At 48.6% G+C, this 23,642-nt stretch carries 24 protein-coding genes; 15 read left to right on the top strand and 9 right to left on the bottom strand.

The window, feature by feature from the left end:
* Window positions 1–4 precede the first annotated feature (4 nt).
* The 4 genes from ACYQ2L_RS11590 (at window position 5) to ACYQ2L_RS11575 (ending at window position 2,894) form a co-directional block, all read left to right on the top strand.
* Window positions 5–655, top strand: a complete 651-nt coding sequence (locus ACYQ2L_RS11590) for an HAD family hydrolase (protein ID WP_460055733.1) — start codon at window positions 5–7, stop codon at window positions 653–655.
* Window positions 656–686: 31 nt separating this feature from the next.
* Window positions 687–1,817 (top strand): HD domain-containing protein, encoded by a 1,131-nt coding sequence (locus ACYQ2L_RS11585; protein ID WP_460055731.1) that lies wholly within the window; start codon window positions 687–689, stop codon window positions 1,815–1,817.
* A gap of 98 nt (window positions 1,818–1,915) precedes the next feature.
* Window positions 1,916–2,491: a hypothetical protein gene (locus ACYQ2L_RS11580; protein WP_460055729.1), complete on the top strand. Its 576-nt coding sequence runs from the start codon at window positions 1,916–1,918 to the stop codon at window positions 2,489–2,491.
* A 34-nt stretch (window positions 2,492–2,525) separates the two neighbouring features.
* Window positions 2,526–2,894, top strand: coding sequence for a hypothetical protein (locus ACYQ2L_RS11575; RefSeq protein WP_460055726.1), 369 nt, complete (start codon window positions 2,526–2,528; stop codon window positions 2,892–2,894).
* Between the two features lie 58 nt (window positions 2,895–2,952).
* On the opposite strand, the gene ACYQ2L_RS11570 is transcribed toward ACYQ2L_RS11575, so the two are convergent.
* Window positions 2,953–3,861 carry a glycerophosphodiester phosphodiesterase family protein gene (locus ACYQ2L_RS11570; RefSeq protein ID WP_460055724.1) on the bottom strand — a complete coding sequence of 303 codons (909 nt, stop codon included), beginning with the start codon at window positions 3,859–3,861 and terminating at the stop codon, window positions 2,953–2,955.
* A gap of 90 nt (window positions 3,862–3,951) precedes the next feature.
* Here ACYQ2L_RS11570 and ACYQ2L_RS11565 point away from each other — a divergent pair, with 90 nt between their 5' ends.
* From ACYQ2L_RS11565 to ACYQ2L_RS11555, 3 genes are all read left to right on the top strand, one after another.
* The gene (locus ACYQ2L_RS11565) at window positions 3,952–4,746 is read left to right on the top strand and encodes a DUF72 domain-containing protein (RefSeq protein WP_460055722.1); all 795 of its coding nucleotides are present in this window, start codon (window positions 3,952–3,954) and stop codon (window positions 4,744–4,746) included.
* A 61-nt stretch (window positions 4,747–4,807) separates the two neighbouring features.
* Entirely contained in the window at window positions 4,808–5,875 is a 1,068-nt protein-coding gene (locus ACYQ2L_RS11560) for a hypothetical protein (protein ID WP_460055720.1), read from the top strand.
* A complete protein-coding gene (locus tag ACYQ2L_RS11555; protein WP_460055717.1) occupies window positions 5,875–8,070 on the top strand; it encodes a hypothetical protein in 2,196 nt (731 codons plus the stop codon). The genes ACYQ2L_RS11560 and ACYQ2L_RS11555 overlap by 1 nt, the downstream gene beginning before the upstream one ends.
* Window positions 8,071–8,158: 88 nt before the next feature.
* Here the strand turns inward: ACYQ2L_RS11555 and ACYQ2L_RS11550 are convergent, their stop codons facing one another.
* From ACYQ2L_RS11550 to ACYQ2L_RS11520, 7 genes are all read right to left on the bottom strand, one after another.
* On the bottom strand, window positions 8,159–9,907 hold the full coding sequence (locus tag ACYQ2L_RS11550) for an NADH-dependent [FeFe] hydrogenase, group A6 (RefSeq protein ID WP_460055714.1): 1,749 nt from the start codon (window positions 9,905–9,907) through the stop codon (window positions 8,159–8,161).
* A 26-nt stretch (window positions 9,908–9,933) separates the two neighbouring features.
* A complete protein-coding gene (gene nuoF, locus ACYQ2L_RS11545; protein ID WP_460055711.1) occupies window positions 9,934–11,730 on the bottom strand; it encodes an NADH-quinone oxidoreductase subunit NuoF in 1,797 nt (598 codons plus the stop codon).
* A gap of 3 nt (window positions 11,731–11,733) precedes the next feature.
* Complete coding sequence (locus tag ACYQ2L_RS11540) at window positions 11,734–12,132, bottom strand: (2Fe-2S) ferredoxin domain-containing protein (protein ID WP_460055708.1); 399 nt, start codon at window positions 12,130–12,132, stop codon at window positions 11,734–11,736.
* Window positions 12,113–12,694, bottom strand: coding sequence for an ATP-binding protein (locus ACYQ2L_RS11535; RefSeq protein WP_460055705.1), 582 nt, complete (start codon window positions 12,692–12,694; stop codon window positions 12,113–12,115). The genes ACYQ2L_RS11540 and ACYQ2L_RS11535 overlap by 20 nt, the downstream gene beginning before the upstream one ends.
* 30 nt (window positions 12,695–12,724) lie before the next feature.
* Window positions 12,725–13,219: an NADH-quinone oxidoreductase subunit NuoE family protein gene (locus tag ACYQ2L_RS11530; protein ID WP_460055701.1), complete on the bottom strand. Its 495-nt coding sequence runs from the start codon at window positions 13,217–13,219 to the stop codon at window positions 12,725–12,727.
* Window positions 13,220–13,320: 101 nt separating this feature from the next.
* Window positions 13,321–14,868, bottom strand: coding sequence for an ATP-binding cassette domain-containing protein (locus ACYQ2L_RS11525; protein ID WP_460055699.1), 1,548 nt, complete (start codon window positions 14,866–14,868; stop codon window positions 13,321–13,323).
* Window positions 14,869–14,871: 3 nt separating this feature from the next.
* Window positions 14,872–15,885, bottom strand: coding sequence for an ABC transporter substrate-binding protein (locus ACYQ2L_RS11520; protein WP_460055696.1), 1,014 nt, complete (start codon window positions 15,883–15,885; stop codon window positions 14,872–14,874).
* 113 nt (window positions 15,886–15,998) lie between these two features.
* Between ACYQ2L_RS11520 and ACYQ2L_RS11515 the strand changes: the two genes are divergently transcribed.
* The 7 genes from ACYQ2L_RS11515 to ACYQ2L_RS11485 all read left to right on the top strand — a co-directional run bounded on the left by ACYQ2L_RS11515 (window position 15,999) and on the right by ACYQ2L_RS11485 (window position 21,285).
* The gene (locus ACYQ2L_RS11515; RefSeq protein ID WP_460055693.1) at window positions 15,999–16,373 is read left to right on the top strand and encodes a hypothetical protein; all 375 of its coding nucleotides are present in this window, start codon (window positions 15,999–16,001) and stop codon (window positions 16,371–16,373) included.
* Window positions 16,366–17,334: a CBS domain-containing protein gene (locus tag ACYQ2L_RS11510; protein ID WP_460055690.1), complete on the top strand. Its 969-nt coding sequence runs from the start codon at window positions 16,366–16,368 to the stop codon at window positions 17,332–17,334. Before ACYQ2L_RS11515 ends, ACYQ2L_RS11510 begins: the two co-directional genes overlap by 8 nt.
* On the top strand, window positions 17,306–17,635 hold the full coding sequence (locus ACYQ2L_RS11505) for a hypothetical protein (protein WP_460055688.1): 330 nt from the start codon (window positions 17,306–17,308) through the stop codon (window positions 17,633–17,635). Before ACYQ2L_RS11510 ends, ACYQ2L_RS11505 begins: the two co-directional genes overlap by 29 nt.
* Window positions 17,632–18,345, top strand: coding sequence for a PHP domain-containing protein (locus ACYQ2L_RS11500; RefSeq protein WP_460055686.1), 714 nt, complete (start codon window positions 17,632–17,634; stop codon window positions 18,343–18,345). Before ACYQ2L_RS11505 ends, ACYQ2L_RS11500 begins: the two co-directional genes overlap by 4 nt.
* 78 nt (window positions 18,346–18,423) lie before the next feature.
* Window positions 18,424–19,074 (top strand): TlpA disulfide reductase family protein, encoded by a 651-nt coding sequence (locus ACYQ2L_RS11495; RefSeq protein WP_460055683.1) that lies wholly within the window; start codon window positions 18,424–18,426, stop codon window positions 19,072–19,074.
* A 31-nt stretch (window positions 19,075–19,105) separates the two neighbouring features.
* Window positions 19,106–20,155 (top strand): cytochrome c biogenesis CcdA family protein, encoded by a 1,050-nt coding sequence (locus ACYQ2L_RS11490; protein WP_460055680.1) that lies wholly within the window; start codon window positions 19,106–19,108, stop codon window positions 20,153–20,155.
* 20 nt (window positions 20,156–20,175) lie between these two features.
* Entirely contained in the window at window positions 20,176–21,285 is a 1,110-nt protein-coding gene (locus ACYQ2L_RS11485; protein WP_460055678.1) for a methyltransferase, read from the top strand.
* Window positions 21,286–21,287: 2 nt separating this feature from the next.
* On the opposite strand, the gene ACYQ2L_RS11480 is transcribed toward ACYQ2L_RS11485, so the two are convergent.
* Window positions 21,288–22,643, bottom strand: coding sequence for a GH1 family beta-glucosidase (locus tag ACYQ2L_RS11480; RefSeq protein ID WP_460055675.1), 1,356 nt, complete (start codon window positions 22,641–22,643; stop codon window positions 21,288–21,290).
* A 91-nt stretch (window positions 22,644–22,734) separates the two neighbouring features.
* Between ACYQ2L_RS11480 and ACYQ2L_RS11475 the strand changes: the two genes are divergently transcribed.
* Window positions 22,735–23,642 (top strand): helix-turn-helix domain-containing protein (locus ACYQ2L_RS11475; RefSeq protein ID WP_460055672.1); only part of this gene is annotated, 908 nt, incomplete at its 3' end.

The following is a 23,642-nucleotide window of genomic DNA, read 5'->3' as shown; positions in this document are numbered from 1 at the left end:
ATATATGCAGAAACCGTACAAGCACATAATATGGGACTGGAATGGAACCTTGCTGGATGATGCGGAAATATCAGTCAGCATCATGAACAGTCTTCTGCGACAGCGTGATCTCTCCTTGATCACGCTGGACAGTTACCGTAACAGTTTCGGGTTTCCGGTAGAGGACTATTACCGGAGTCTGGGCTTCGACTTCAGCAGGGAATCGTTCGCAGATCTTGCCGCTTGTTTTGTTTCGGACTATGCGGCAAGACGCAGAGAGTGCCGGCTCCACACAGGCGCTGAAAATCTGCTCATGGCTATTCCGGAAAAGGGTAGGACCCAGTATCTACTCTCGGCATCACATGAAAATGATCTTGTTGCAGCGGTTCATGAGTATGGAATCGCTGCTTTTTTTGAAGAACTTGCAGGCATCGGCAATCGCCATGCTGCCGGCAAGGTAGCCCGGGGAATCGAGATGCTGACGGCTGCCGGTCTTGCTCCGGAAGACTGTCTGCTGGTCGGCGACAGTCTGCATGATGCAGAGGTTGCCGAAGCGCTGGCTTGTGACTGTGTGCTCATGTCCTGTGGACACCAGAGCCGAAAGCGTCTGGAATCCAGTGGCCTGCCTGTCTTTGATTCCTTTACCGAACTTGCGCAGTTGTTCACAGGCACTTGAAAAATGATCTCTGACAGGTCATGCTTTGGTCATGGAAAATCTGTTTTTTGACAATCCGTTGACCCCTGCAGAACTACGCTCCCGTAAGGAGCCCCGCCCGGATGAATCGAGAGATCTGCGGGGTCCGTATTTCCGTGATACTACCGCAATTATTCATTGTTCGGCTTTTCGCAGAATGAAACACAAAACACAGGTCTTCTTTGCCCCGAAAAACGATCATATCTGCACCAGAATCGAACATGTAATGCATGTATCCACCATTGCTTCCACCATTTGTCGGGCCTTGAATCTTGATTCCGATCTGGCCTGGGGAATCGGCATGGGACATGATCTCGGACATACACCGTTCGGACACCTCGGAGAAACCATCCTTGCAAAATTGAAAGGGAGTTCAGGATTCAGGCATGAAATGTATTCTCTGCATGTAGTGGATCATCTTTCAAATCATGGCAAGGGCTTGAATCTGACCTATGCCGTTCGCGATGGAATCATTAATCATTGTGGTGAGAAATTTGAGCAGTACATAGAACCTGACTTCACCCTGAAGGATCTGAACAGTATTCATGACCGTAGCGAATATCCCTGCACCTGGGAGGGTACGGTAGTTCGGATGAGTGACAAGATAGCATATCTCGGACGCGATCTTGAAGATGCCATGCGCCTTGGTGTCATAAGTGAGGATGATGTGCCTACCGAAGCCTCAGCGGTGTTGGGTAGCAATAACAGTGAGATAATCAACACTCTGGTAAGTGACGTAATCAGAACCGGGAATGCCAGTGGGAAAATCGGTCTGTCAGATGAAGTGTATCAGGCTTTTCTTGAGATGAAGGATTTCAACTACCGTTATATCTATCGCAGCGAGGTCATGGAAGCCCTGCATCCGGGTTTTGAGCGAGTCCTTACGGTTTTGTATGAGTATCTCGGGGAGCTTTTTCAACGTTTTGGTTTTGAATCCGTGAAATATGCAGCCGAGGTCAATTCGCTTGCCGCCGGATTTGCCAGGTATGTGAACACCATGTCGGATTACTATCATACGGAGCCCGATCCTGCTGCCAATGTCGTATTTGATTTTATTGCAGGAATGTCAGATGATTTTGCATTGGATGCCTTGAGTGAGATAATGGTGCCTCAATCATATACTGTCGGTTTTTCAAAGCGTTGAGTAGTTATGCCTCATAAATACTGTAAAAACTATAAAAATAAAGATGAAATACACATCTGAATTGGAAAAATCCATTTCTGTTCGTTATACTTCCTTCTATGGTTGCGTCTCACATTCGAGGCAGCATGATGATTACCTGCTGCTTGGTGTTAATTTTTACTGTCGCTCTTCCAGGGCCTGCCACTGCTGATTCAATCCCGGAATCAGAAATTGATCAACGCTTTTCCAGACATTATTATGGTATGCATGTTGACTGGGATCTCAGTATGGATTTTGATGAGCCAGTCCGCAGCTTTATCTCAAGTCATTATCTTTCCGCAGGTTTCAGTTACGGTTATGGAAGGACTTTTTTCAGACCGAGGGCCCGGTTGTCCGCTGGATGGCTTCGGGAGAAAGGCTTCGCTTTGAGTGCTGGAGCCGAGCTTCCCATTGTTGAGATCCTTAGTCCGGCGCAGACCAAATTGTTTGGTTTGTATGTAACGGCTGATTATGGATTCGCGTTCGGGCAGGATGGCGGTGGGTTTTACCGGTTCAGTCCGTATTTTCGTTTTCCTGTTACCCCCGTAGTCGGTGTGATGATCGGTGCAACATATTCATCCGAATCAGCATGGACACTTTTTATGGGGAGATCCATAGGGGCTTATCCAATGAAACAAAGAAATAAAACACCATAGTCAGAGTATGGTCTTTAAGCAATGGAGGATTTTTATGAAAAAGGTATTACTGATTTTAATTGTGCTGGCTGCAGCTTTGGCTCTGTCCGGCTGTATGACAACATACACAACAACAGACGGGAACCTTTCCTATGCTGAGCTCGGTGGCACAGCGCAGGGATCGTTTTCTGTTGACGAAGGTTACATGTTTATTATTCACCCATCATTGTTTGTTCTCGGAGATAATCCTGCAGAACAGCTTGATGTTGTAATTGGACCAAGCCTGAATTCCGCTGGAGCAAATGCTGCTACCAACCTGGTAATTCGGGACGGTTTTACTTTTATAGATCTGCTGCTTACCAGTGTTGTTCCTGTAATTTCCTGGGGAACACTGGAAGTTGAAGGTACTGCAGTACAGCAGTAGGTTTTCTGGTTAATTCAAGATAACAAGTGCCGGATGCTCTGACCTTCCGGCACTTTTTTTATATACCCAGAATTTCTACAGCAAGATCCGGACGGTCGGTAATCAATGCACGGATACCTTTACCGATCAGCAGTTCCATATCTTCTCTTCGGTTAATGGTCCATGCTGCAGTAAATATCCCGCGATTGTGAGATGCCTGTAGAAAGCGCGGAGTAGTGACCTTCAACCGCCCGCTCCGCATAGGTACCATTATGGCTTCATACTCCGGTGACAGCAGGCCTTCGAGCCGCAGATGGGCCAGCCCCAGCAGAATCAATACTTCCTGTTCATAGGCATGGGTAGGGATCTCCGGAGCATGCTGGCGGAAATACTGAAGCATATCCGGATAGAAGCTGCCGAACAGGGTTATGTCTTCCCTGTCATAGGTTCTGACCAGTTCAATCATTTTGTCGGCCAGCCGTGTATCCTGCTCTTTGATTTCTACAACCATTGGAATGCCCGGAAATGCTGAAAAAACCTCCTCCAGGCCAGGAATGCCGATTCCCTGTCCACGGTAGGGGTAGGTAGGATCACTGTCTGTCGATGTAATTCTGGCATCCTGAAACCAGTATGCTGCATCAAGCTGCTTCAGTTCCTCGAAACTGAAGCTACTTACATGGCCCGATGCATTTGTCGTACGATCTACGGTAGAATCATGAATGACAACCGGTATGCCATCTGCACTGGCATAGATATCCATTTCAAGTGCATCCGCTCCTAGTTCTACAGCTCCCTTGAACGACACAAGTGTATTCTCGGGATATATATCTGCACCACCTCGATGTGCTATCACAACGGTGCGATGCTGGGGTAATGCCTGGAAAAACCTGGACTCGGCCACTGGAGAGCTGAGAATATGGCCGGCTATGAGCATAACAACGATTACGCCGCTTGCTATAAGCATATACAAGGGAAAACGTTTTTTCATCTGCGGGGACTCCTATTGCATACCATAATAGTATGCCCGGATCGGTGATTTGTCAGCCGAACAGCCGTTTTTTCATGATATATTATGCTGATGGGAAAAATCTATATAGGAACCAGTGGTTATTCATACAGGGATTGGGTCGGCCCACTATATTCTGCCGGCAGCAGGGCTAAAGATTATCTATCTCAGTATGCCCGCAGATTTGAGTTTACCGAACTTAATTTTCCCTACTATAAAATGCCTGAAAAGAAACAGATAGAACGAATACTCGACACAGCACGCTCTGAGAACACTTCATTCAGTTTTTCTATAAAAGCCCATAAAAGTATGACCCACGAGCGTCCAGTTGACCGGAAGATTCTGTTGCGGGATTGCGATCTATTCAGGAATGCCCTTGAGCCTCTTGTTTCAAATTCTGCCTTGCTGGCTGTCCTGCTTCAGTTTCCCTTCAGCTTTCATTATTCCGATGATAACCGGCGTTACTTATCGGAGCTTATAACGCAGCTGCAGGGACTTCCGATTGCTGTTGAGTTCCGTTGCCGTGACTGGCTGATACCCTCTGTGTTTAGAGGGCTCGAAGAACGCGGTACGGCTTTTGTTAATGTGGACGTCCCGGAACTGCCCGGTCTGCCGACTGCAACTGCTCAGGTAACGTCGGATATTGCATATCTCCGCTTCCATGGGCGTAATAATACTGACTGGTGGCAGGGAGACAATACCAGCCGCTATGATTACCGCTACTCAATAGAGGAATTATCGCAATGGCGCCCCGCATTGAAGGAAATGCAGGCACGCAGTCGGATTCTTGTCGTTGCATTCAACAATCATGCTGCGGGAAAAGCAGTCAGAAATGCAGAAGAACTCCATAAAATCCTAATAGACTAGTAAATCACTTGGAAACACGAGTTTTTTGCGGTATGTTTGGAAATGGTGAGTGGAGGTTTGTATGATTAAAACAAGCAATCGCATAGGTATTTTACTGGCCACATTATTGATGTCGGCTGCATGTACCTCCGGCTATCTATCGGATACCCCGAATATGCGTATTGATTTGGAAGGTTCAAGACGTATCGCTGAACTGGCCGAGGATGATTACCTGGAACTGCGAATATTTAATGTCAGGGATATTCAAGTCGAGCGGGATGATTTGAAGGGAACCTCGTATCGTATTCTTGGTAATCCGAAGGATTTGAGAGGGCAGTCAGTATTCCGGATTCCATTAAGCAGCAGGGATGAACAGACCGGCGTAAGCATCCCTCATGTACCTATTGGCCCGCAATACAGAATTATTGTTCTGAACAGCAATGCCAGGTTCGGAGCAGTGTCTTCTGCCTTCCGTATGAGTTCCAGGGGTGTTACAACCGTTCAATTGAGTATCGATAGAATTACTGATCTGGACAATCCCGAGGGTCCGGGTGCAGATCTTGTACTTGAAGCTGATTCACCCGAGGATATAGCCTCGGTCTTCGGTTCCGGCGACATAACGGTATATGAGCTGCTCGGTCTGACGATTGATGCTTCAGGTCTTGATGGGGACCAATATGAATGGCTTATTGACGGCAACACTGTCGGTACATCTGATGTTTTCGATTACCACGATGCAATGATGAACTACTTCGGACCTCCCGGAACACAACGTATCCTGACTCTGAGAGTTTCGATCGACGGGAACTGGTATAGCGATTCAGTTACTCTGATTATAAATTCCAGTTTTAATATTGTGAGCCCTGCATTTGGTTCAGTGCTGGAGTTTTCTTCTGAAGAAGAGGATGTCAGGCTGAGCTGGGAAGAGGTGCCCGGTGCCTTGTTCTATAATGTGTACATCAATATTTATTACAATGATGACCAATCCTGGTACGACATAATGGAAATTGAAGATACCTCGGTTGTCCTGGAGAGCCTCCCGGCAGATGCAGAGATCCTTGTATTTCTCGAGGCGGAATCCGATGAGGGACGACAGATATATTCTCCGGAGCTCTGGTTCTATACAGAACTGCTTGGAGGTGGAAGGTAATGAGAATGAAACTGAAACTGATTATAACCATGCTTTTATTTGGTCTGGCCACAGCCTGCGGAGTTAACAGCCCATTCCTTGATCAGGCAGCAGATGGATATTCCAGCGGCGAGAGAACTGGAATGCGGCTGAACCTTGACCGCGGACGTACAATACTGCCGGACTATCTGGATTCAGTATCTACGCTTCATATTGAGCTGGAAAATCTTGACACCGGCGAAATTGAGCCTCATACACTCACTGACAGCGATGATTATATAATTGATCTTGATCCTGGAATGTACAGCCTGACTGCTGAAGCAGAAAATTCACTTGGCCAGCTGGTGCTCACTGGAAGTACCGAGCCATTTGAAATCGAAATTGTCGGCCTTGTGGATGTGCATCTTCCCCTTGTCTACAGTAGCCCCGAAAGCGGTCAGGGCGCTATTGATATCAGCTGGACATTCAGGCCTCCCGCTGATTCCTTCGAGCCTGTTGAGCTCATTGTGATGCTGGTAGACGCGCAGGCGGATGAGTGGGATGAAACAAGCGGTGATCCTGAACCCTATGAATTCTATATTAATGTTCCCTTTGATAATCTGGATAATGAGTGGCAGGAAGGTCATTTTTCATGGACCCCTGCTGCAAGTCGGACCGGAAATACACTTGACCGATCCAGTCTGCATATGATTACCGATGAAATACCTGCCGGGCATTATCACATTGCCTTCATGTTCGCAACTGAACTGGAAGGCGGAATGGGCGGGGCTCACAGCATTCAGTCTCCAGAAATAGGCGAACCCCAGGCGATGGTTTCAAACGGATATTACTATGGAGTTACCGGGCCACTAGTCATGTGGCTGGAAACCATTCGAGTAGATGACGGGCTTGTCAGCAAGGCGGATTTTACTGTTGGATCCAGACATTTCGGGCCGATGCCGACAGATGTGGATTCCCTACGAACTAGTCTTGACTGGATAGGTACAAGTGGAATCGTTGAATATAGTCTGCAATTTCACCATCATGAGAATAATGTAGCGTACCGGGTTGAGATACAGGAGGGTGATGAGTGGGTCGTGCATACATCTTTTTCCAGTCCTTCAAATTCCTGGATCATGGCTGATCTATGGACGGAAACAAGATTCAGAATGCGGCCGGAAAACTTTGTGGGTCCGGGTTCATGGATTGAGTTCACAGTGGATGGAGATCCCCAGAGCCCGCGGATGCAAATACTACGTGCTAACTCGCCCCCACCGGAAAGCTGGATGATTGGTTTTGATTTAGCTCCCTTCAGCAGCACCTGGTTCGGCATCACTGACGGATCGGGTGAATTGGATGGGCAGCCGGCAGATCTCCATGCGTATGACATGGCTCTCTCCGGACAGATTCTGATTGATGCTGCTGTGGACTCGTATGCCCGCTTGTGGGCGGTCAGCGGTGACTCAGGTTCCTATCTGATTGAGATGGTGAGAGATCTCAAGGATGGTGATCCACTGGGTTATTTCACTGCTTCCGATTTCCTTGAGTATCCAGATATCATGATCGATTCCATTTCCAGCCTTGCGGTGGACCCCGAAGGAGAATGGCTGCTTGCTTTCGGGCATAGCAATGAAGGCCTTTTTGCTCTTGGTGCATCAAGCTATGTCAATTCACCCGGGGCATGGAACTGGGTGCTGCACTATATTGACCTCGAATCAGAAATCAATACTGCTGTTGCTGCAAACACAGCAATTTCTGACCCGACAGGGTTCGAGGTTCTGGCTGTCGAGATGCTCCGTAATGAACTGCATCTCATAATTTCAGTCGAGAATGAACTCGCGTATCTGCGTTTTGATCTTGAAGGAATGCCGGAAGAGATCAGTTTGTCTTCCTATATAAATCTAAATGAGCAGCTGCCGTATGGCTTTTATCTTGAAACCTTCGGGATTGCAAACAATGAACCCGTACTGCTGTACAGCAGTGGTGAGTATCCGACCGGTGAATTGGTATTGATGCGCCTGGATGTTGATGCTGAAATCCTTATTCAGGAATCAAGCTTCAGTGCTCCTTCATCAGAATTGACAGCTGCATTTGCCCGTGGAACCGCTGCCGAAGGTAATCGACTGATCATGCTGGAAGATGGGACAGATTACTTCTTCTATAGGATTAACGAGGATTTTTCAATTGATTTTTACTGGGATGAAATTTCAATTGAACTGGATTATCCTGAAGTATGAGTGTTGCTGATTATTCCTGACTGAACTGAAGATTAAAAAAGCCTGCCCCTTGGGACAGGCTTTTTCATTATAAGCAGAGAGACAGCTTCTACTTGGTGTAGAGCGGTCGACTGGTGTAATGAGTGTGCAGCAGGTCGTGCGACTTTTTGCCGCAGGGCTCACCGAGGAAGGTTTTATACAGTTCCTGAATATATGGATTCTGATGCGAGCAGCGAATATCCTGCTTGCTGTCATCCTGGTATATTCCGGCAATACGTGCCTGACGAACTTCATCAGTGGTATTATATGGCTGACCGCCTCCGGCTATACAGCCCCCGCGGCATGCCATGACCTCAATAAAGTGGTAAGGTGGTTCCTTGCCTTCTGCTTTGGCTGTTCTGACCTCTTCCATAATCTGTTTCACATTGGCTATGCCATGAGCAACAGCTACGCGAACCTCGGTTCCATCAACGTCTATGACTGCCGATTTCACTCCGTCCATACCCCGGACAGCTTCAAAATTGATTGCAGCATATTCTTTTCCGGTTACAAGGTTATAGGCAGTTCTGAGTGCGGCTTCCATTACCCCACCGGTAGCTCCGAAGATGGTTCCCGCTCCGGTATATGCACCGATTGGAGAATCAGCCTTTTCTTCCGGCAGATGTGCGAAATCTATCCCAGCCTGTTTCAGAAGACGAGCCAGTTCACGGGTAGTTAAAACAACATCAACATCCTGTGATCCGGAGGCGTACATGTTTACGTCCCTGGTAATCTCGAACTTCTTGCTGGTACAGGGCATAATAGCTGCGGAATAGATCTTCTCACGTGATAGTTTCTGCTGATCTGCATAATAGGTTTTGGTCAGCACACCCTGCATCATCATGGGCGATTTGGCCGTGGAAAAATTCGGAATCATATCTTCGTAGTATTTTTCCATGTAATCGACCCAGCTCGGGCAGCAGGATGTAATCAGGGGCAGTTCGCCGTTCTGGGTGAAGCGGTGAACAAATTCAGTGCCCTCCTCCATAATGGTGAGGTCAGCAGCGAAGTTGGTATCAAAGACAGCATCAACACCGAGGCGTCTCAGCGCAGCATAGATCTTTCCTGTAGTGATCTCTCCGGCAGCCATACCGAATGCCTCGCCGATTGCTACGCGAACTGCAGGTGCAATCTGCACAGCTACGTGTAGTTCCGGGTCGCGGATCGCGTTGAGCAGCTTTTTGGTGTCGTCGCGCTCGTAAATAGCACCGACCGGGCAATGAGCCGAGCACTGTCCGCATTTAATACAGGGACTCTCGCTCAGCAGTACCCCGGCAGCCGGCATCATCTGAGTCTGATCTCCCCGGTCGAGGAATTCAAGGGCCCATACATCCTGCAGCTGCTGACAGACCAGTACACAGCGTCCGCACTTGATACACTTCCGGGGATCAAGAACGATTGACGGCGTACTTTCATCCTTGGGAAGATCCGGAACAACATGCTCGAAGGGAACCTCGCGGATACCAAAGTTGGCAGCAATATCCTGAAGCTCACAGGTGCCGTTACGCCCGCAGGTCAGACACTCATTCGGGTGAACAGACATGATCATTTCCACGGTTGTACGTCGGACCTGGTTCAGCTCGGGGTCATGGGTAATGTAATGCTGTCCTTCAACGACCTGGGTCGTACAGGCACGGGGTAATTTCGGTGACCCTTCGACTTTTACCACACACAAACCACAAGCTCCCCAGGCTTCCAGGTCGGGGTGGGCACACAGGGCCGGGATTTTTATACCTGCTTCTTTGGCAGCAGCCAGAATGGTGCTTCCTGCTGGAACTTCCATCTCGGTGCCGTTCATTTTTATTTTTACTGTACTCACAGTTTTACTCCTTCTCTCTGCTCGAACTAGGCGATGATCACAGCATCGAATTTACATACGTCGTAGCATGCACCGCACTTGATACAGCGTTCCTGATCGATTACATGAGGCTGTTTCCGCTCACCGGCTATGCAGTTAACGGGACATTTCCGTGCACAAACGGTACAACCAATACATTTTTCTGCATCGATATCGTAGGTTACGAGATCCTTACATACTCCAGATGGACAGCGCTTGTTCTGGATGTGCTCGAGATACTCTTCCCTGAAATAATTCAGGGTAGACATTACCGGGTTGGCAGCTGTCTGCCCAAGTCCGCACAAGGAAGCCTTGCGCATTGATTCGGCAATAGCTCCAAGTTGATCAATGTGGTCCATGGTGCCGGCGCCTTTGCTGATTTTATCCAGGATGTCATAGAGTTTTCGTCCCCCGATACGGCAGGGGGCGCATTTACCGCATGATTCCTCAACAGAGAAGTCCAGGTAAAACTTGGTGACATCGACAATACAGTCATCTTCATCCATGACAATCATACCGCCCGAACCCATCATGGAACCCAGGGCTGTAAGGGTGTCGAAGTCAATTGGTGTATCCAGATGATCTGCCGTAATAACACCGCCTGAAGGGCCACCAGTCTGAACAGCCTTGAATTTCTTGCCGTTCGGAATTCCGCCGCCTACATCATAGATGATTTCCCTCAGGGTTGTTCCCATTGGTACTTCGACAAGACCGGAGTTGTTTATTTTTCCAGTCAGGGCAAATACTTTGGTTCCCTTGGATTTTTCGGTTCCAATCTTGGCAAACCAGTCACCGCCCTTGAAGATAATGGCGGGTATATTGGCAAGTGTTTCTACGTTGTTTATAACGCTTGGTTTTCCCCATAATCCTTTGACTGCAGGAAAAGGCGGTCTTGGACGAGGCATACCGCGCTCACCCTCAATGGATGCAAGCAACGCTGTTTCCTCACCACATACGAATGCACCAGCGCCAAGTCTGATTTCTATGTCAAAATCAAATCCGCTGCCGAGAATGTTTTTACCGAGAAGGCCATATTCATGTGCCTCACCGATGGCGTGCTTCAGGCGGTTGATAGCCAGCGGATACTCAGCACGGATATAGATGTAACCAACTTTCGCGCCGCAAGTGTATCCGGCAATAGCCATGGCTTCCATGACAGAATGCGGATCGCCTTCCAGGGTCGATCTGTCCATATATGCACCGGGGTCGCCTTCGTCGGCATTACATACGACGAATACCTCATCGGCCTTGTCCTTGACCTGTTTGGTGAAGTTCCACTTCATCCAGGTCGGGAAACCAGCGCCACCGCGGCCGCGAAGTCCGGATTTTTTCAATTCGTTGATTACATCATCGTCGGACATTTCGAACAGAACTTTTTCCAGGGCAGCATAACCATCCCGGGCAATGTACTCGGTAATATCCTCGGGATTTATGACACCACAGTTTCTCAGAACAATACGGACCTGCTTCTGGTAGAAACCAATGTCACTCTCGGTTTCAAGGTGAACCTTGCGTTCCTTGTCCTTGATCATGAGGCTCTTGATCTGACGGCCCTTGATTATGTGCTCGTCAATGATCTTTTCAGCATCCTTCGGCTTTACTTCAACATAGAAGGACTCATCGGGGAGAATCTTGACGATCGGACCTTTTTCACAGAAGCCGAAGCATCCTGTCTTTACGATCTGAACATCGTTATGTACTCCGCGTTCTTCTGCGAAATATTTAAGCTGCTTGTAAATGTCATCGGCTTTGCTGGACTCACAGCCGGTACCGCCGCAAACCAGACAGTAATTCTTGAATGCCATTGATTACTCCTTTGTCTCCATCATGTCGGGTGCTGGCCGGTCATACACATGTTTGTCAACCAGTTCTTTGTTCATAATGTGTTTCTCGATTATCTGGGTCACAACCTTGGGGGTAACCCGACCATAAATGGTATCCGGCATACTCGCCATCTTGATTTCGACTGTCGGCTCGGCATAATCCAGTCCGAGTGATCCTGTCTGGCGGATAACCACATTCTCCATGGAATGTTCATTCAGCTGGTCGATAAAAGCCTGCAGGGTATCCTTCGCACCGGCGGCTATTCCGCTGGTACCCATTCCTACTATAACTTCTACGCTTTTCTCATCCACCTTGCGGCGGTTCAGTTCAAGTCGTTTCTTGTCGCGTAATGCACGCAGTTCTTCAAGGCTCATTGCTGCCATGATTGTTTACTCCTTTCACCCGGTCTTCATGTGACCGGACGTATGTCTGCACCATTCCTATATTCACAATATCGTTCATGTCTCCGACCGTTTCGATCAGCTCATTACGGCTAAGCTGATATTCAAGGCTTACTCCTTTATGTAGTACAGACCTATAGAAAATTAATTCCGGTCCGCTGCCATACATAAGAAGACTGCAGACTGTGCTGCAGATATCCCCGATTGGAGGGGTATCGATATTGTTTCTGGAAAACTCCGCATATACGGAGGTTCCCTGGCCCTGCTTTGATTCCAGTTTGAATGATCCGCCAGTCGATTCTATCGTCTGCACCAGCATCGGCAGTCCAAGCCCGACCTTTCGATCAGGGTGATGCTTTCGATCCGAATAAAATGGATCGAGAGCCCGCTTTTGCTGTTCCGGCGTCATTCCATATCCGTCGTCGCATACTGTAAAACAGAATTGCTCCGGATTTTCTATAATTCGGATTTCCACAGTGTCGGGTTCTGCGTGCAGGGCATTATGAGCTATGTCGGCAATAAAATCGCAGATGCTCCAGTGCATAAACCCTCCTGAGGGAATCCCCTGTTCCAGCTATTTACCGCGGAACCTTGCGATAACTTCAGGGAGCTGATCGTTCTTGATTTTTCCGAACACTTCATCTCCGACCATGAGTACCGGTGCCAGACCGCAACAACCCACACAGCGAACAGCCTCAATAGAGAACTCTCCGTCGTCAGATGTTTGATTCACACCGATGCCGAGCAGGTTTTCCAGCTCATCAATAAGATCCTGTCCGCCCTTCAGATAGCATGCGGTTCCCATGCATACAGCGAGACGGTTCCGACCTGGTTTCTCCAGTTTGAAATAGTGATAGAAAGTGAGTACTCCGTAGATTTTAGCTAAAGGTACATCCATATAGCGGCTTAGCTCGACTGCGATTTTCCTGGGAACAAATCCATGTTCCTGCTGAACACGATGAAGAATCATGATCAGGTTCCCGCGTTTGTTTTTCCAGGTATCGATGAAGGAGATAAGCTCATCGGACAGCTTCAAGTCTTCCTGTGTTTCTGTAGTTTCCGTGGCCACGTACTACCCCCAAAATATATTTTCGGATACTGCTCGTATCCGGCAACAGTCTATCATGCGGGGTAATGTTAATCAATAAATATTTATCGAATTAGGAGAGCCTAACAATTCGATATTAAAAGCGCGAATTTCTGTCTTTCTGGATCTTCAGGACCAGTGAAATGGTAGTCAGCTTCGATTCGACTGCCGAGTGAATCAGGTTTTCCGAAAATCAGAATCCGATCAGCAACTGAAACTGCTTCCTGGGGATCGTGAGTGACCCAAAGCATTGTTGACCCATGGAATTGCTGCAGTTCCAGACTGAGTTTCAACAGTTCGTCTCTGGTGGCTCGATCCTGATTGGCAAATGGCTCATCCAGGCATAGTAAGCCTGCTGGATGCAGAAAGCCTCTGGCAAGATTCAGTCTCTGCTGCATGCCACCGCTCAGCTGATCAGGGTAGGCAAGGGGAAGGGGTAATTTGATCTGTTCAAGAATTTCTCTGCAGACGTACTTCCGTTTGTTGCCGGGGTGGATAGTACATACAAGTTCAAGATTCTGTTCCAGGTTAGCCCATGGCAGGAGTCTTGGGTCCTGGAAAATAAAACTTGTCTGGTATCTGGGGGGAACAGTTCTGTCATTCGGTGTACGGAATATTCTGCCGCTTTCAGCGTGCAGGGAGCCGGCAAACAAGCGGAGTAGTGTAGTCTTGCCGCAGCCGGATGGCCCGAATAGAACCGTGATTTTTCCTGCTTCTATTTCAAGATCAAGCTCATGGAATACCTTCAGCGAGCCGTAAGAAAAACAGAGTTTCTCCGCATGCAGGGCCGGCAGCTCCTGGGTTTTCCATGAAGGGAAAATTTCGGAACTGTTCGGTACAAAATGTGGAATATTCTTTTTCCCGACAGGTATCTTCCTGCTGCTGTGATGATACAGTCTGCGATCGGCTACAAGCAACAAGCCGTCCACAAGTGCTGCCAGCAATACTGCAATAATGGTCCAGGCGAATACCGCTGGAGTATCAATATAGAGTTTTGCGGTCTGTAGCGCTGTGCCGATACCATGCCGGGGTTGGCTGAGGACCTCAGCAGCAATAACTGCCTTCCAGCTCATTCCTACAGCGCTGATCATGGTCGAGAGAACTACTGGCAGGCTGCCCGGGAAATAGATCCTTTTGACAGCTCTGAGAAATGAAACGTGAAATATATCCGACATTTCGATCAGGCGGACATCAACGCTGCGTAATCCATCCAGCACTCCCTGATGAATCAGGGGATAGGCAACCAGCAGCCCTACCAGCACACCGACATGATTCAAAGGCAGCCAGACGAGCGCAATCAAAATAATCGCGATAACCGGAATAGAGCGGATACTGATTACAAGAGGGCGGATGCCGTCAGAAAAATCCGGGTATCGGTAGGCAAGTGACCCGGAAATAATGCCTGCTGACAGCGCCAGCATGAAACTGATCAGCCATCGCAGAATACTTCCATATATAATGAGGTATGTTGAGCTCCTGGAAGCAATAGAAAGAAGTTCAGCAACAACCCGCAGTGGACCGGGGACAAGTATTTCCCTGTTCACTGCGGCCGCAGCGAGGGCCCAGAAAAGCAGCAGTATGGTAATACCGATTGCTGCACTTACATGTTTCCGGGAAACTCGCTGCATCATGGATTATTCCTGGAAATAAAAATCAGCAGCCGGAATTGAACCGCCTACAGAGGCAGGGTTGAAGTCGTAGAATATACCCAGATAGGTATCAATCTCTTGCCGTGCATCAGCGGCAGGAATCCAGGTAAGATTTAACCTCGGATAAGAGGCTTTCAGAATAGCTGCCGGCATTCCGATCTGTGCGCCGGCAGCAGCAGCTGCTTCCTCGATATTGGCATCGAGCCATGTTCTGGCAGATGACATATCGTCTGTAAAAGCCCTGACCGCCCTGGGGTGTTTTTCAGCAAATGACTTGCTGACAACAATAGCTGTCATGGGATAATAGTCCAGACCTGTTTGGGCCCTGAACACATCCTGTAGATCAACTGCAATCTGTAGATCGGGATTGCCCTGAATTACCCGGCTGACAAAGGGTTCGGGGAGAACTGCCAGATTGACGCGGCCGGCTATGAGATTCTGGGCAAGTTCGGTCTGATCTGCAGCATATCTGATCTCATAATCCTCACCAGCCAGGAGCCCGTATCGGGCAGCCATAGCCTGCAGCATGACATCCGGGGTCGCTCCGCGGCTGATGGTGTGGACCGTTTTGCCTGCAATTTCTTCGAAGCTCATTGCTTTGTCGGAAACCAGGTAGAGCACGCCTTCTCCGCTTATGCCGAGCAGCTGTATACCGGCTCCCCGGTTATAGAGTACAGAAGCCAGATTGCTGGGAATAGCGGCAATATCAACTTCACCGGCCAATAACTGACTGATTATAAGATCCGGGCTGGCATATGTCTCGATGCTGGTCGGGTGTGCTTCACCCAGCCGGGCAGGGTCAACAATATAGGGTGCGAGGCTTACTGAAGTGGGCCCGTTTAGTCCTCCGAGTCGAATCTGTACCGGAACAAGGGATTCTTCTGCAGCCATGCTCCCGGCAGACTCGCGCTGACCGCTTGCAGTAACAAGAACCGATGAACAGGCGAACAGAATGATACTGAAAAGCAGTATGGATGATTTAATTATTAATGTTCTCATGAAATCATTGTAGCGGTATTATGTTTCCATGTGAACCACAAGAGATATTAACACCTGTGTTTACACAGGTGTTAACTATTTTAATTCCCGGCATCCTGCTGTATACTAGCACAATGAAATTACAGAAATCATCCCTCCGGGGAATGCAGGAAGCACTGGAAATGAGGATTTATTCCGGAGCAGATCTGCTGGATAGCGATTTTACACAGGTGCTGGTATGCGATTTGATGAGTGATGTTCTGACGGTAGACCATGAGGATTTTCTGTTGATTACTTCGCTCACTTCCGATCAGGTTGCCAGAACTGCAGATATTGTCGGTGCGCTAGGAATTGTGCTTGTGAATGGAAAAAAACCTCAGCCGGGACTGCTTTCACTGGCTACGGAACTTGGTATCCCGATAATCGGGACTGAACTCCCCTGTTTTGAATTCTCGGTTCTGCTGGGGGGATATCTCAAGCTGGATGTAAATCCGGATTCTCATGCATAAGCAGATTCCGATCAACACCCTTACGGCACCTTCGGTGGTGCTAGAACTGATCTATCGCCTGAAGATCCGTGATGCCATGACACGGCAGCTGCTTACCGCAAAGCCGGATACCAGTCTTCGGGAGATACAGGCTATAATGAAGGAGAGTTCGATAACTGGTGTTCCTGTGGTAGACGGTCGTCGTCTGGCAGGAATAATCAGTATGGATGATATTATTACGGCTCTCGAGAACGGTACTATTGATGACAGGGCGGATGGTCACATGACCCGGCGTCTGATAGTTCTTGAGGACGATATGCCCTTGTCTTTCGGGATATCATACTTTGACAAATACTCTTTCGGGCGGTTTCCGGTAGTGAATCCTCAAAAAGAGTTGGTGGGAATCATTACAAACCGTGACATAACCAATTCGCTCATCGTCGAAATGAACAAGGAGCTGGAGGATCTTGAGCGGCAGGTACTGTCCCAGAATCCGATTCTACCGCCTGATACCATTCACCGTGAATATATTGTCCGCAAGTTCGATTACCAGAATGCAGGCAGGGTATCAACTGAAATCAAGAAGCTGCTGAAATCCAAAAACATAGACCGCAAAACGGTGCGGAGGATTTCCGTTGCTGCTTATGAACTTGAGATGAATCAGGTGAACCACAGTGACGGCGGACGAATGCTCTTCAGTTTTCATGATGACAGGGTAAATATTCAGGCTATTGACCGCGGGCCGGGGATTGAGGATGTGGAAGCAGCCTTAGAGGAAGGGTTTTCCACAGCCAATGACTGGATACGCAGCCTTGGCTTTGGTGCAGGCATGGGTTTGCCGAATTCGAGAAGAGTCTCCGATGATTTTTCGATTTCATCCGAGATCGGCAGCGGAACTAATGTTTCAATCACGATATTTATTCCGCACTTTGATGCGGAAAGTGGGGGATCGGATGCTGACAGCGACACAAATGGCGGATAAGCTCAAGCTTGAGTCTATGTATGAACCTTATGAGGACACTGAAATAGCTGCAGGTTTCACCTCGGACCTTTTGAGTGATATTATGGGTAACTGTCCCGATGATGCTGCCCTGATCAGTATTCAGGCTCACACCAATACTGTTGCAGTAGCGACGCTGGTGGGAGCGGCTGCGATTCTGATCGCCAGCGGCAGACCTATTCCGGAAGAAATGATTGCTGCTGCCAGGGCAGAGGAAATTCCTCTGTTCCGCACAGAACTGAATCAATTTCAGATTAGTTGTGCTCTGGGGGCATTATTGTGATATTACGGGCAGATCTGCATAACCACAGCTGCCTGAGTCCCTGCGGTGATCTCGAGATGTCCCCCCGCGCTATGGCTGAGCGTGCTGTCGAGCTGGGAATCGGGATTCTGGGTCTGACCGATCATAATACGAGCGCAAACTGTCCTGCCTTTGAGCACTGGTGCCGTAAACTGGGGATCCTACCGGTATTCGGTATGGAGATCACCACTGTCGAGGAGCTTCATGTCCTGGCTTTGTTTGGTGAATTAGCCGGAATCACAGCCCTGGACATCGATCTCTTTCCCCTGTACAGGTCTGTAAAAAACCGGCCGGAGAAATGGGGTGATCAGGTTATTGTAGACGAGAATGAAATGATAATCGGAGAGATTGATCTGCATCTGACCAGTGGCTCCATGAATATCGGGCTGACAGAGCTGGCTGATGAAGTCAGCAGGCGAGGAGGTATGTGCATTCCCGCCCACATTGACCGCAGCAGCACCAGTGTCAGCAGTCAGCTTGGCGCATTGCCATCCGGGGAATTCAGCGCTGTTGAGTTGATCCGGCTTCCTCCTCCTATCGGCATCCGTGATCTTCCGATTATCTGTGATTCTGATGCCCACTACCTGAATGATATGGGACGTCGGTTTTTTACAGTAGATCTCCCGCTTAACGAATTTGCCTGCCTTAAATCCGCAATAGAAGCCAACAGCCTGCAACTGTCAATAGTTTAGTAATTTACCATGAAATAACGCTTCGATTGCTTGACTCCGCAATCTGATTTCTCTACTGTATTAGTGATGGGGTTATATATGAATAAGAAAATATATTATTTACCGCTGATATTGTTCCTGGTGGCTCCCTTCCTTATGTGGGCCGGAGGAAATCGGGAATCATCAGATCCCGAGACTAATCCTGTGACTGAGGCGATTTCTGTGTCTGAGGCAACTTCGAATGCTGAGACACAATCCGGTGAAGAGGTCAAACCCGACAGAGAGGCTGCCAGAACCACTCTCCGGTCAATCGGAATGACAGTATTTGAGGATAAAATCCCGGCCCCTGATTTTAATCTCAAACTGCTTGGGAGCGATGAGCTCGTCTCTCTTTCGGATTACCGAGGTAAGGTGGTATTTCTGAATTTCTGGGCCACCTGGTGCGGTCCCTGCAGAATCGAAATGCCATCCATGGAAGCCTTGTTCCAGGATCTGCAGGATGAGGATTTTGTAATTCTGGCGATTAATCAGCAGGAGCGGGATGATGTGGTTTCCTCGTATATCACTGAAGAGAATTACAGCTTTCCAGTGCTCATGGATTATGAGGCACGCGCAGGTATGTTGTATGGTCTGAGGGTTATACCGACTACATATATTATTGATACCGAGGGGAATGTAGTTGCAGGTAAAATTGGTACCCACATTTACGATGGTGAGCGTTACCGGACCTTGTTTCGTCAGCTGATGTAGCTTGTGGAAAAATATTTTTTGGAGAATTATTATGCAGCCTGAATCTATAAATATATTTCTGGCAGTCGCCGCCGGACTGGTGAGTTTTGCCAGTCCCTGTGTGCTTCCTCTGGTTCCCAGTTATATATCATTTATCGGTGGACAGACCGTAATTCAGGGACAGGAAAATTATGCTGTTGTCCGCAGACAGCTTATAGTCAGAACCCTTGGTTTTATCCTCGGTTTTACCCTGGTGTTTGTACTCCTTGGAATTGCATTCACTACAACCGCCATCGCCTTCAGCGGAATAAACCGCTGGATCAATCTTACTGCAGGCGCGGTTGTGGTCTTTTTCGGTTTGAACATGATTTTTCATTTCATGAACTTCCTGAATTACGAGAAGCGGTATCATTTTCAAAGCTCTCCTGGCGGTGCTGCCGGCTCTGTGATGATTGGTATGGCCTTCGCTGCCGGCTGGTCACCGTGTATCGGACCGATTCTGGCGAGTATTCTTGCAATAGCAGCCAGTACCGGAGATATTGCGGGAGGCTCATTTCTGCTTGCTGCCTACTCACTCGGTCTGGCAGTACCATTCCTCTTGACCAGTGCATTTCTGGGTCGCGCGGAGTCGGTACTGAAAAAGATGAAGCGTCATATGTTGAGTATTCAGCGGATCAGCGGTCTTGTACTGGTAGTTGTTGGTCTGCTCATTATGACCGGCCGATTTCAGAGGATGACAGCATGGTTCTATCAGGCAGGATTCAGACTGAATAACTGGCACCAGATAAATCCGCTGACAAGCAGACTGCTCTTTTCACTGCTGCTCCTGCTGCCTGCTGTGCTGCTTGGGCTGCCGCTGCTGCGTCGTCGTTCAGTCGTGCAATCACTGGATCAGGAAGTACAGGGCCAGGCGCCGGATCAGATGTCACAGGATCAGCCGGCAGATGCGAATACCGGTCAGTCCGCCAAAAGACCTGCTGCGATCGGAATTCTTCGCCTTGCTGCGGCCTTGTTGTTTTTATGTGCTGCACTGCTGCAGATGTTTGGACTGATAGAGATTCCGCTTCTTTTTTCACGCTGGCTCAGCTTTCAGGGAATCTGATTACGGTTTATACTTGATACATGAATACAGATATTACCAGGCTGCTGCGGAAGCTGCTTGTCGGGCTCCATGTCTTTGTGGGTATCGGTGCAGTAGGAGGCGGAATTGCAGCTTTGCTTGATCCGACTGGAACTGCAATCGGTATTGATCCATCATTGCTTCGTAATAGCCCGTTTACCTCGTTTTTTATTCCCGGACTATTTCTTCTTCTTGTTCTTGGATTTGGCAGTATTGCTTCGGGGTTAATTCTGAGGTGCTGTCCTGACAGACGCGGAGGGCTCGTAAGTCTGGCAGCTTCAATCGTGCTGCTTGCCTGGATTCTGATTCAGGCAGCCATACTTGGGGCAGATAATGTAATCTGGCTTCATTTTGTTTATTTCTTTTTCGGGTTTTTCGGGTCTATTGCTGCCTTGTACTGGCTCTGGCAGCTGCCGGAGCCGGAGGACTGTATTGTGCTGCAGCATGCTCCGACAGGCTATTTCGTCAGCGGGCAACCAAGACACCTGCTAATGGCATTTTTGATGAGTTCAGGCGCAATATACCTTGCCGGTCCTGCCCTGAATACCGGATCCTTCATGGGTCTGACGGATCAGTCATGGATGTATCTTATGATTGCTGTTGTACTTACTCACCAGCTGATTGTTGCCCTGGTATTCCGGGCGCAGCTGATGTACCAGGTTCTTTCCAGGATTTTCGGTAGTCTGGATCTGCTGGTATGGGGATTTGTTTTTCTGCCGCTGCTCGCATTGCGGCCGTTGACACTAGTCGGCCTTTCGCGGGCTTCAGATACAGGAATAGGAATTCCTCGCTGGATAAGCCTGCCGCTTGGACTTCTTCTGCTAATTCCTGGCTTATATGCACTCTGGTCGGTTTTCAGGCATTTCGGGCTGCAGCGTGCCCTCGGCGGAGACCATTTCCGCAGGCGTTTTCTGGATATGCCGATGGTGCGTGCTGGAATTTTCCGTTTTTCATCCAATGCGATGTACACCTTCGCGTTCCTGCTGCTCTGGGCAATCGCTTTGCTGCTGGATTCCCGTGCCGCACTTGCGGGAGCAGCCTTTCAGCATGCATATATCTGGGTACACTGGTACTGCACAGAGGAGCCGGATATGCGGCTCCTCTATGGTTGATTCTATAATACCTGCCGGGATTTTATAATTCCGGCGTAATAATCATAACTCAGCTTGGGACTGCGTTTCTGTGTCTCATAATCAACATGAACCAGTCCGAAGCGTTCGCTGTAGCCATGATTCCATTCGAAGTTATCCAGCAGGCTCCAGAGAAAATATCCCTTCAGTGGCAGTCCTTCGTTGACTGCCTTGCTTGCCCACGACAGATAATGGCGCAAATAGAATATTCTGTCAGCATCCTTGATTTGACCGTCAATGACTACTTCATCACCTCCGGAACAACCATTCTCGGAAACGTAAATTTCCTGTACATCCCAGATTTCCTTGAGGAATCTACTCGCCCAGTAGGATATTTCTGGGCCGACTTTGAGCCAGCTTACATGCATTCCGGGGTGTGATCGGCTGAAAGGGATTCTGCGAAATCCGTGTCTGGATTCAGGGTCTGCCTCTACTATGCAGGGGGTGTACATATTGATGCCGATAAAATCCAGCGGAGCGGAGATATAATCAAAGTCACTGGTTTCGAATTCAGGCGTATCATCCTGGAACTGCTCGAGGTAATCGCTGGAGTAACCTTTGTCCAGAATAGGTGAGAGAAATCTTTCGTTGATCTTCCTGAAGGCTGTTTTCGCAGCCGCTATATTGTCTTCACTTGGAATTACAGGAACTGTCAGGCTTGGGTTCTCGGCCAGTCCGACCTTTATCTCCTGAACTGCATGTTCTCTGAGTGCTTTCACCGCCATTCCGTGACCTAACAGGGCATGGTGTCGCACCATAAAAGCAGCTTTTGCAGAAAGGTTGTGAACCGGGGCAAAGTCACCTCTGTAATAGCATTTATCAGTAAAGCAGTCGAACTCATTCATGGTAAAGAAATGATTTACCTTGGCTGAATATTCCTTCGCGACAATACCGGCGTATCTGCCGAATGCTTCTGCCGTTTTTCTTGACTGCCATCCGCCGTAGCGGTCTTCCAGCGATTGCGGAAGATCCCAGTGGAACAGGGTTATCCAGGGTTGTATCCCCTTTTCAAGCAGGCCGTCAATCAGATTGTGGTAGAATGCAATCCCTTCCGGGTTTACATCTCCATCACCGTCCGGGATCAGTCGAGACCAGGAAATAGAGAAGCGGTAAGCCTGGCAACCAAGCCCTGCAATCAGTTCTATGTCTTCCTTGTAGCGGTGATAATGATCGCAGGCTATGTCGCCTGTATCTCCATTCAGTACTTTTTGAGTTTTATGACAGTGAGTGTCCCAGACCGAAGGTCCTCGTCCGCCCTCATTCACCGCGCCTTCTATCTGATAGGAAGCTGTTGCAGTGCCAAAAAGAAAATCTTCCGGGAATGTGTTGTTCATATTCATTAATAACTCCTGTATGACATATATACCCTGGTTGTAGAAACATTTCCTTGACATTAACACGTAAAAATAGCACGTTTAGTTCATAATGGTGATGGAAGCATATCACGTCAGCCTTCGCGAGGTTTTCAGCGAGAATGATGCTGCAGTCAGAGTAAATACCAACTTTGATCATGGTCCCTTTGATCCGGTTCATCGCGGGGTTGATCTGACCTACCGTCATCATGAACACCCCTTCGGAGAGATAGTTGTTGTGCTTGACGGGGAAGGTGATCATATCATCGGGGAGGAGCGGCTTCCTTTTCATCGCTACGACGTGTTCCATATTCCTCCAGGGGTGCCTCATCACTTTGAGGATGTTAAGCATGTAGCCCTGGTAAACCTGATTTATCTTCCGGAAGCACTTGATCCAGGTCTGTCCGAACTCAAATCGCTTCCTGGATTCCGTGCCTTTTTTACTCTCGAACCGGAATTACGAAGCAAGCATCAGTTCCGTAGCCGTCTCACTTTGCCTCCCGGCTCCTGGGCTGAGTTGAGAAGTCGAGTTGACGGTCTGCTCCGCGAGGAGCGTGAACGCAGGGACGGATACAGGTTTTCCCTGCAGATGCAGTTCAACGATATTCTCATTTTCTTTTCCAGGAATTATGCTTCGCTCACTGCACCCGAGGCAATTGGTCTTTACAGAATCGCTGCACTTATGGGTAAAATGGAGCGTGAACTGGAGCGACGATGGACGGTAGATGAACTCTGTGAAATCCTGCATGTATCCAGATCGACACTGCGCCGTCTATTTATTGATACGGTAGGATGCTCTGCCATGGAGTATCTGAACCGGATGCGGCTGGAACGTTCAATCAGTCTGCTTCAGTCCAGTGACGCCAGTATTACTGAAATAGGTCTCTCCTGCGGATTCAGTGACAGTAACTATTTTATCCGGCGTTTCAGCTCTTCCTTCGGCTGTTCTCCACTGCAATGGCGGAGGAAGCATTTTTTTAGTGATCG

It is taken from the genome of Spirochaeta dissipatitropha (assembly GCF_054657935.1).
This window is presented reverse-complemented; position numbering and strand designations above follow the sequence as displayed.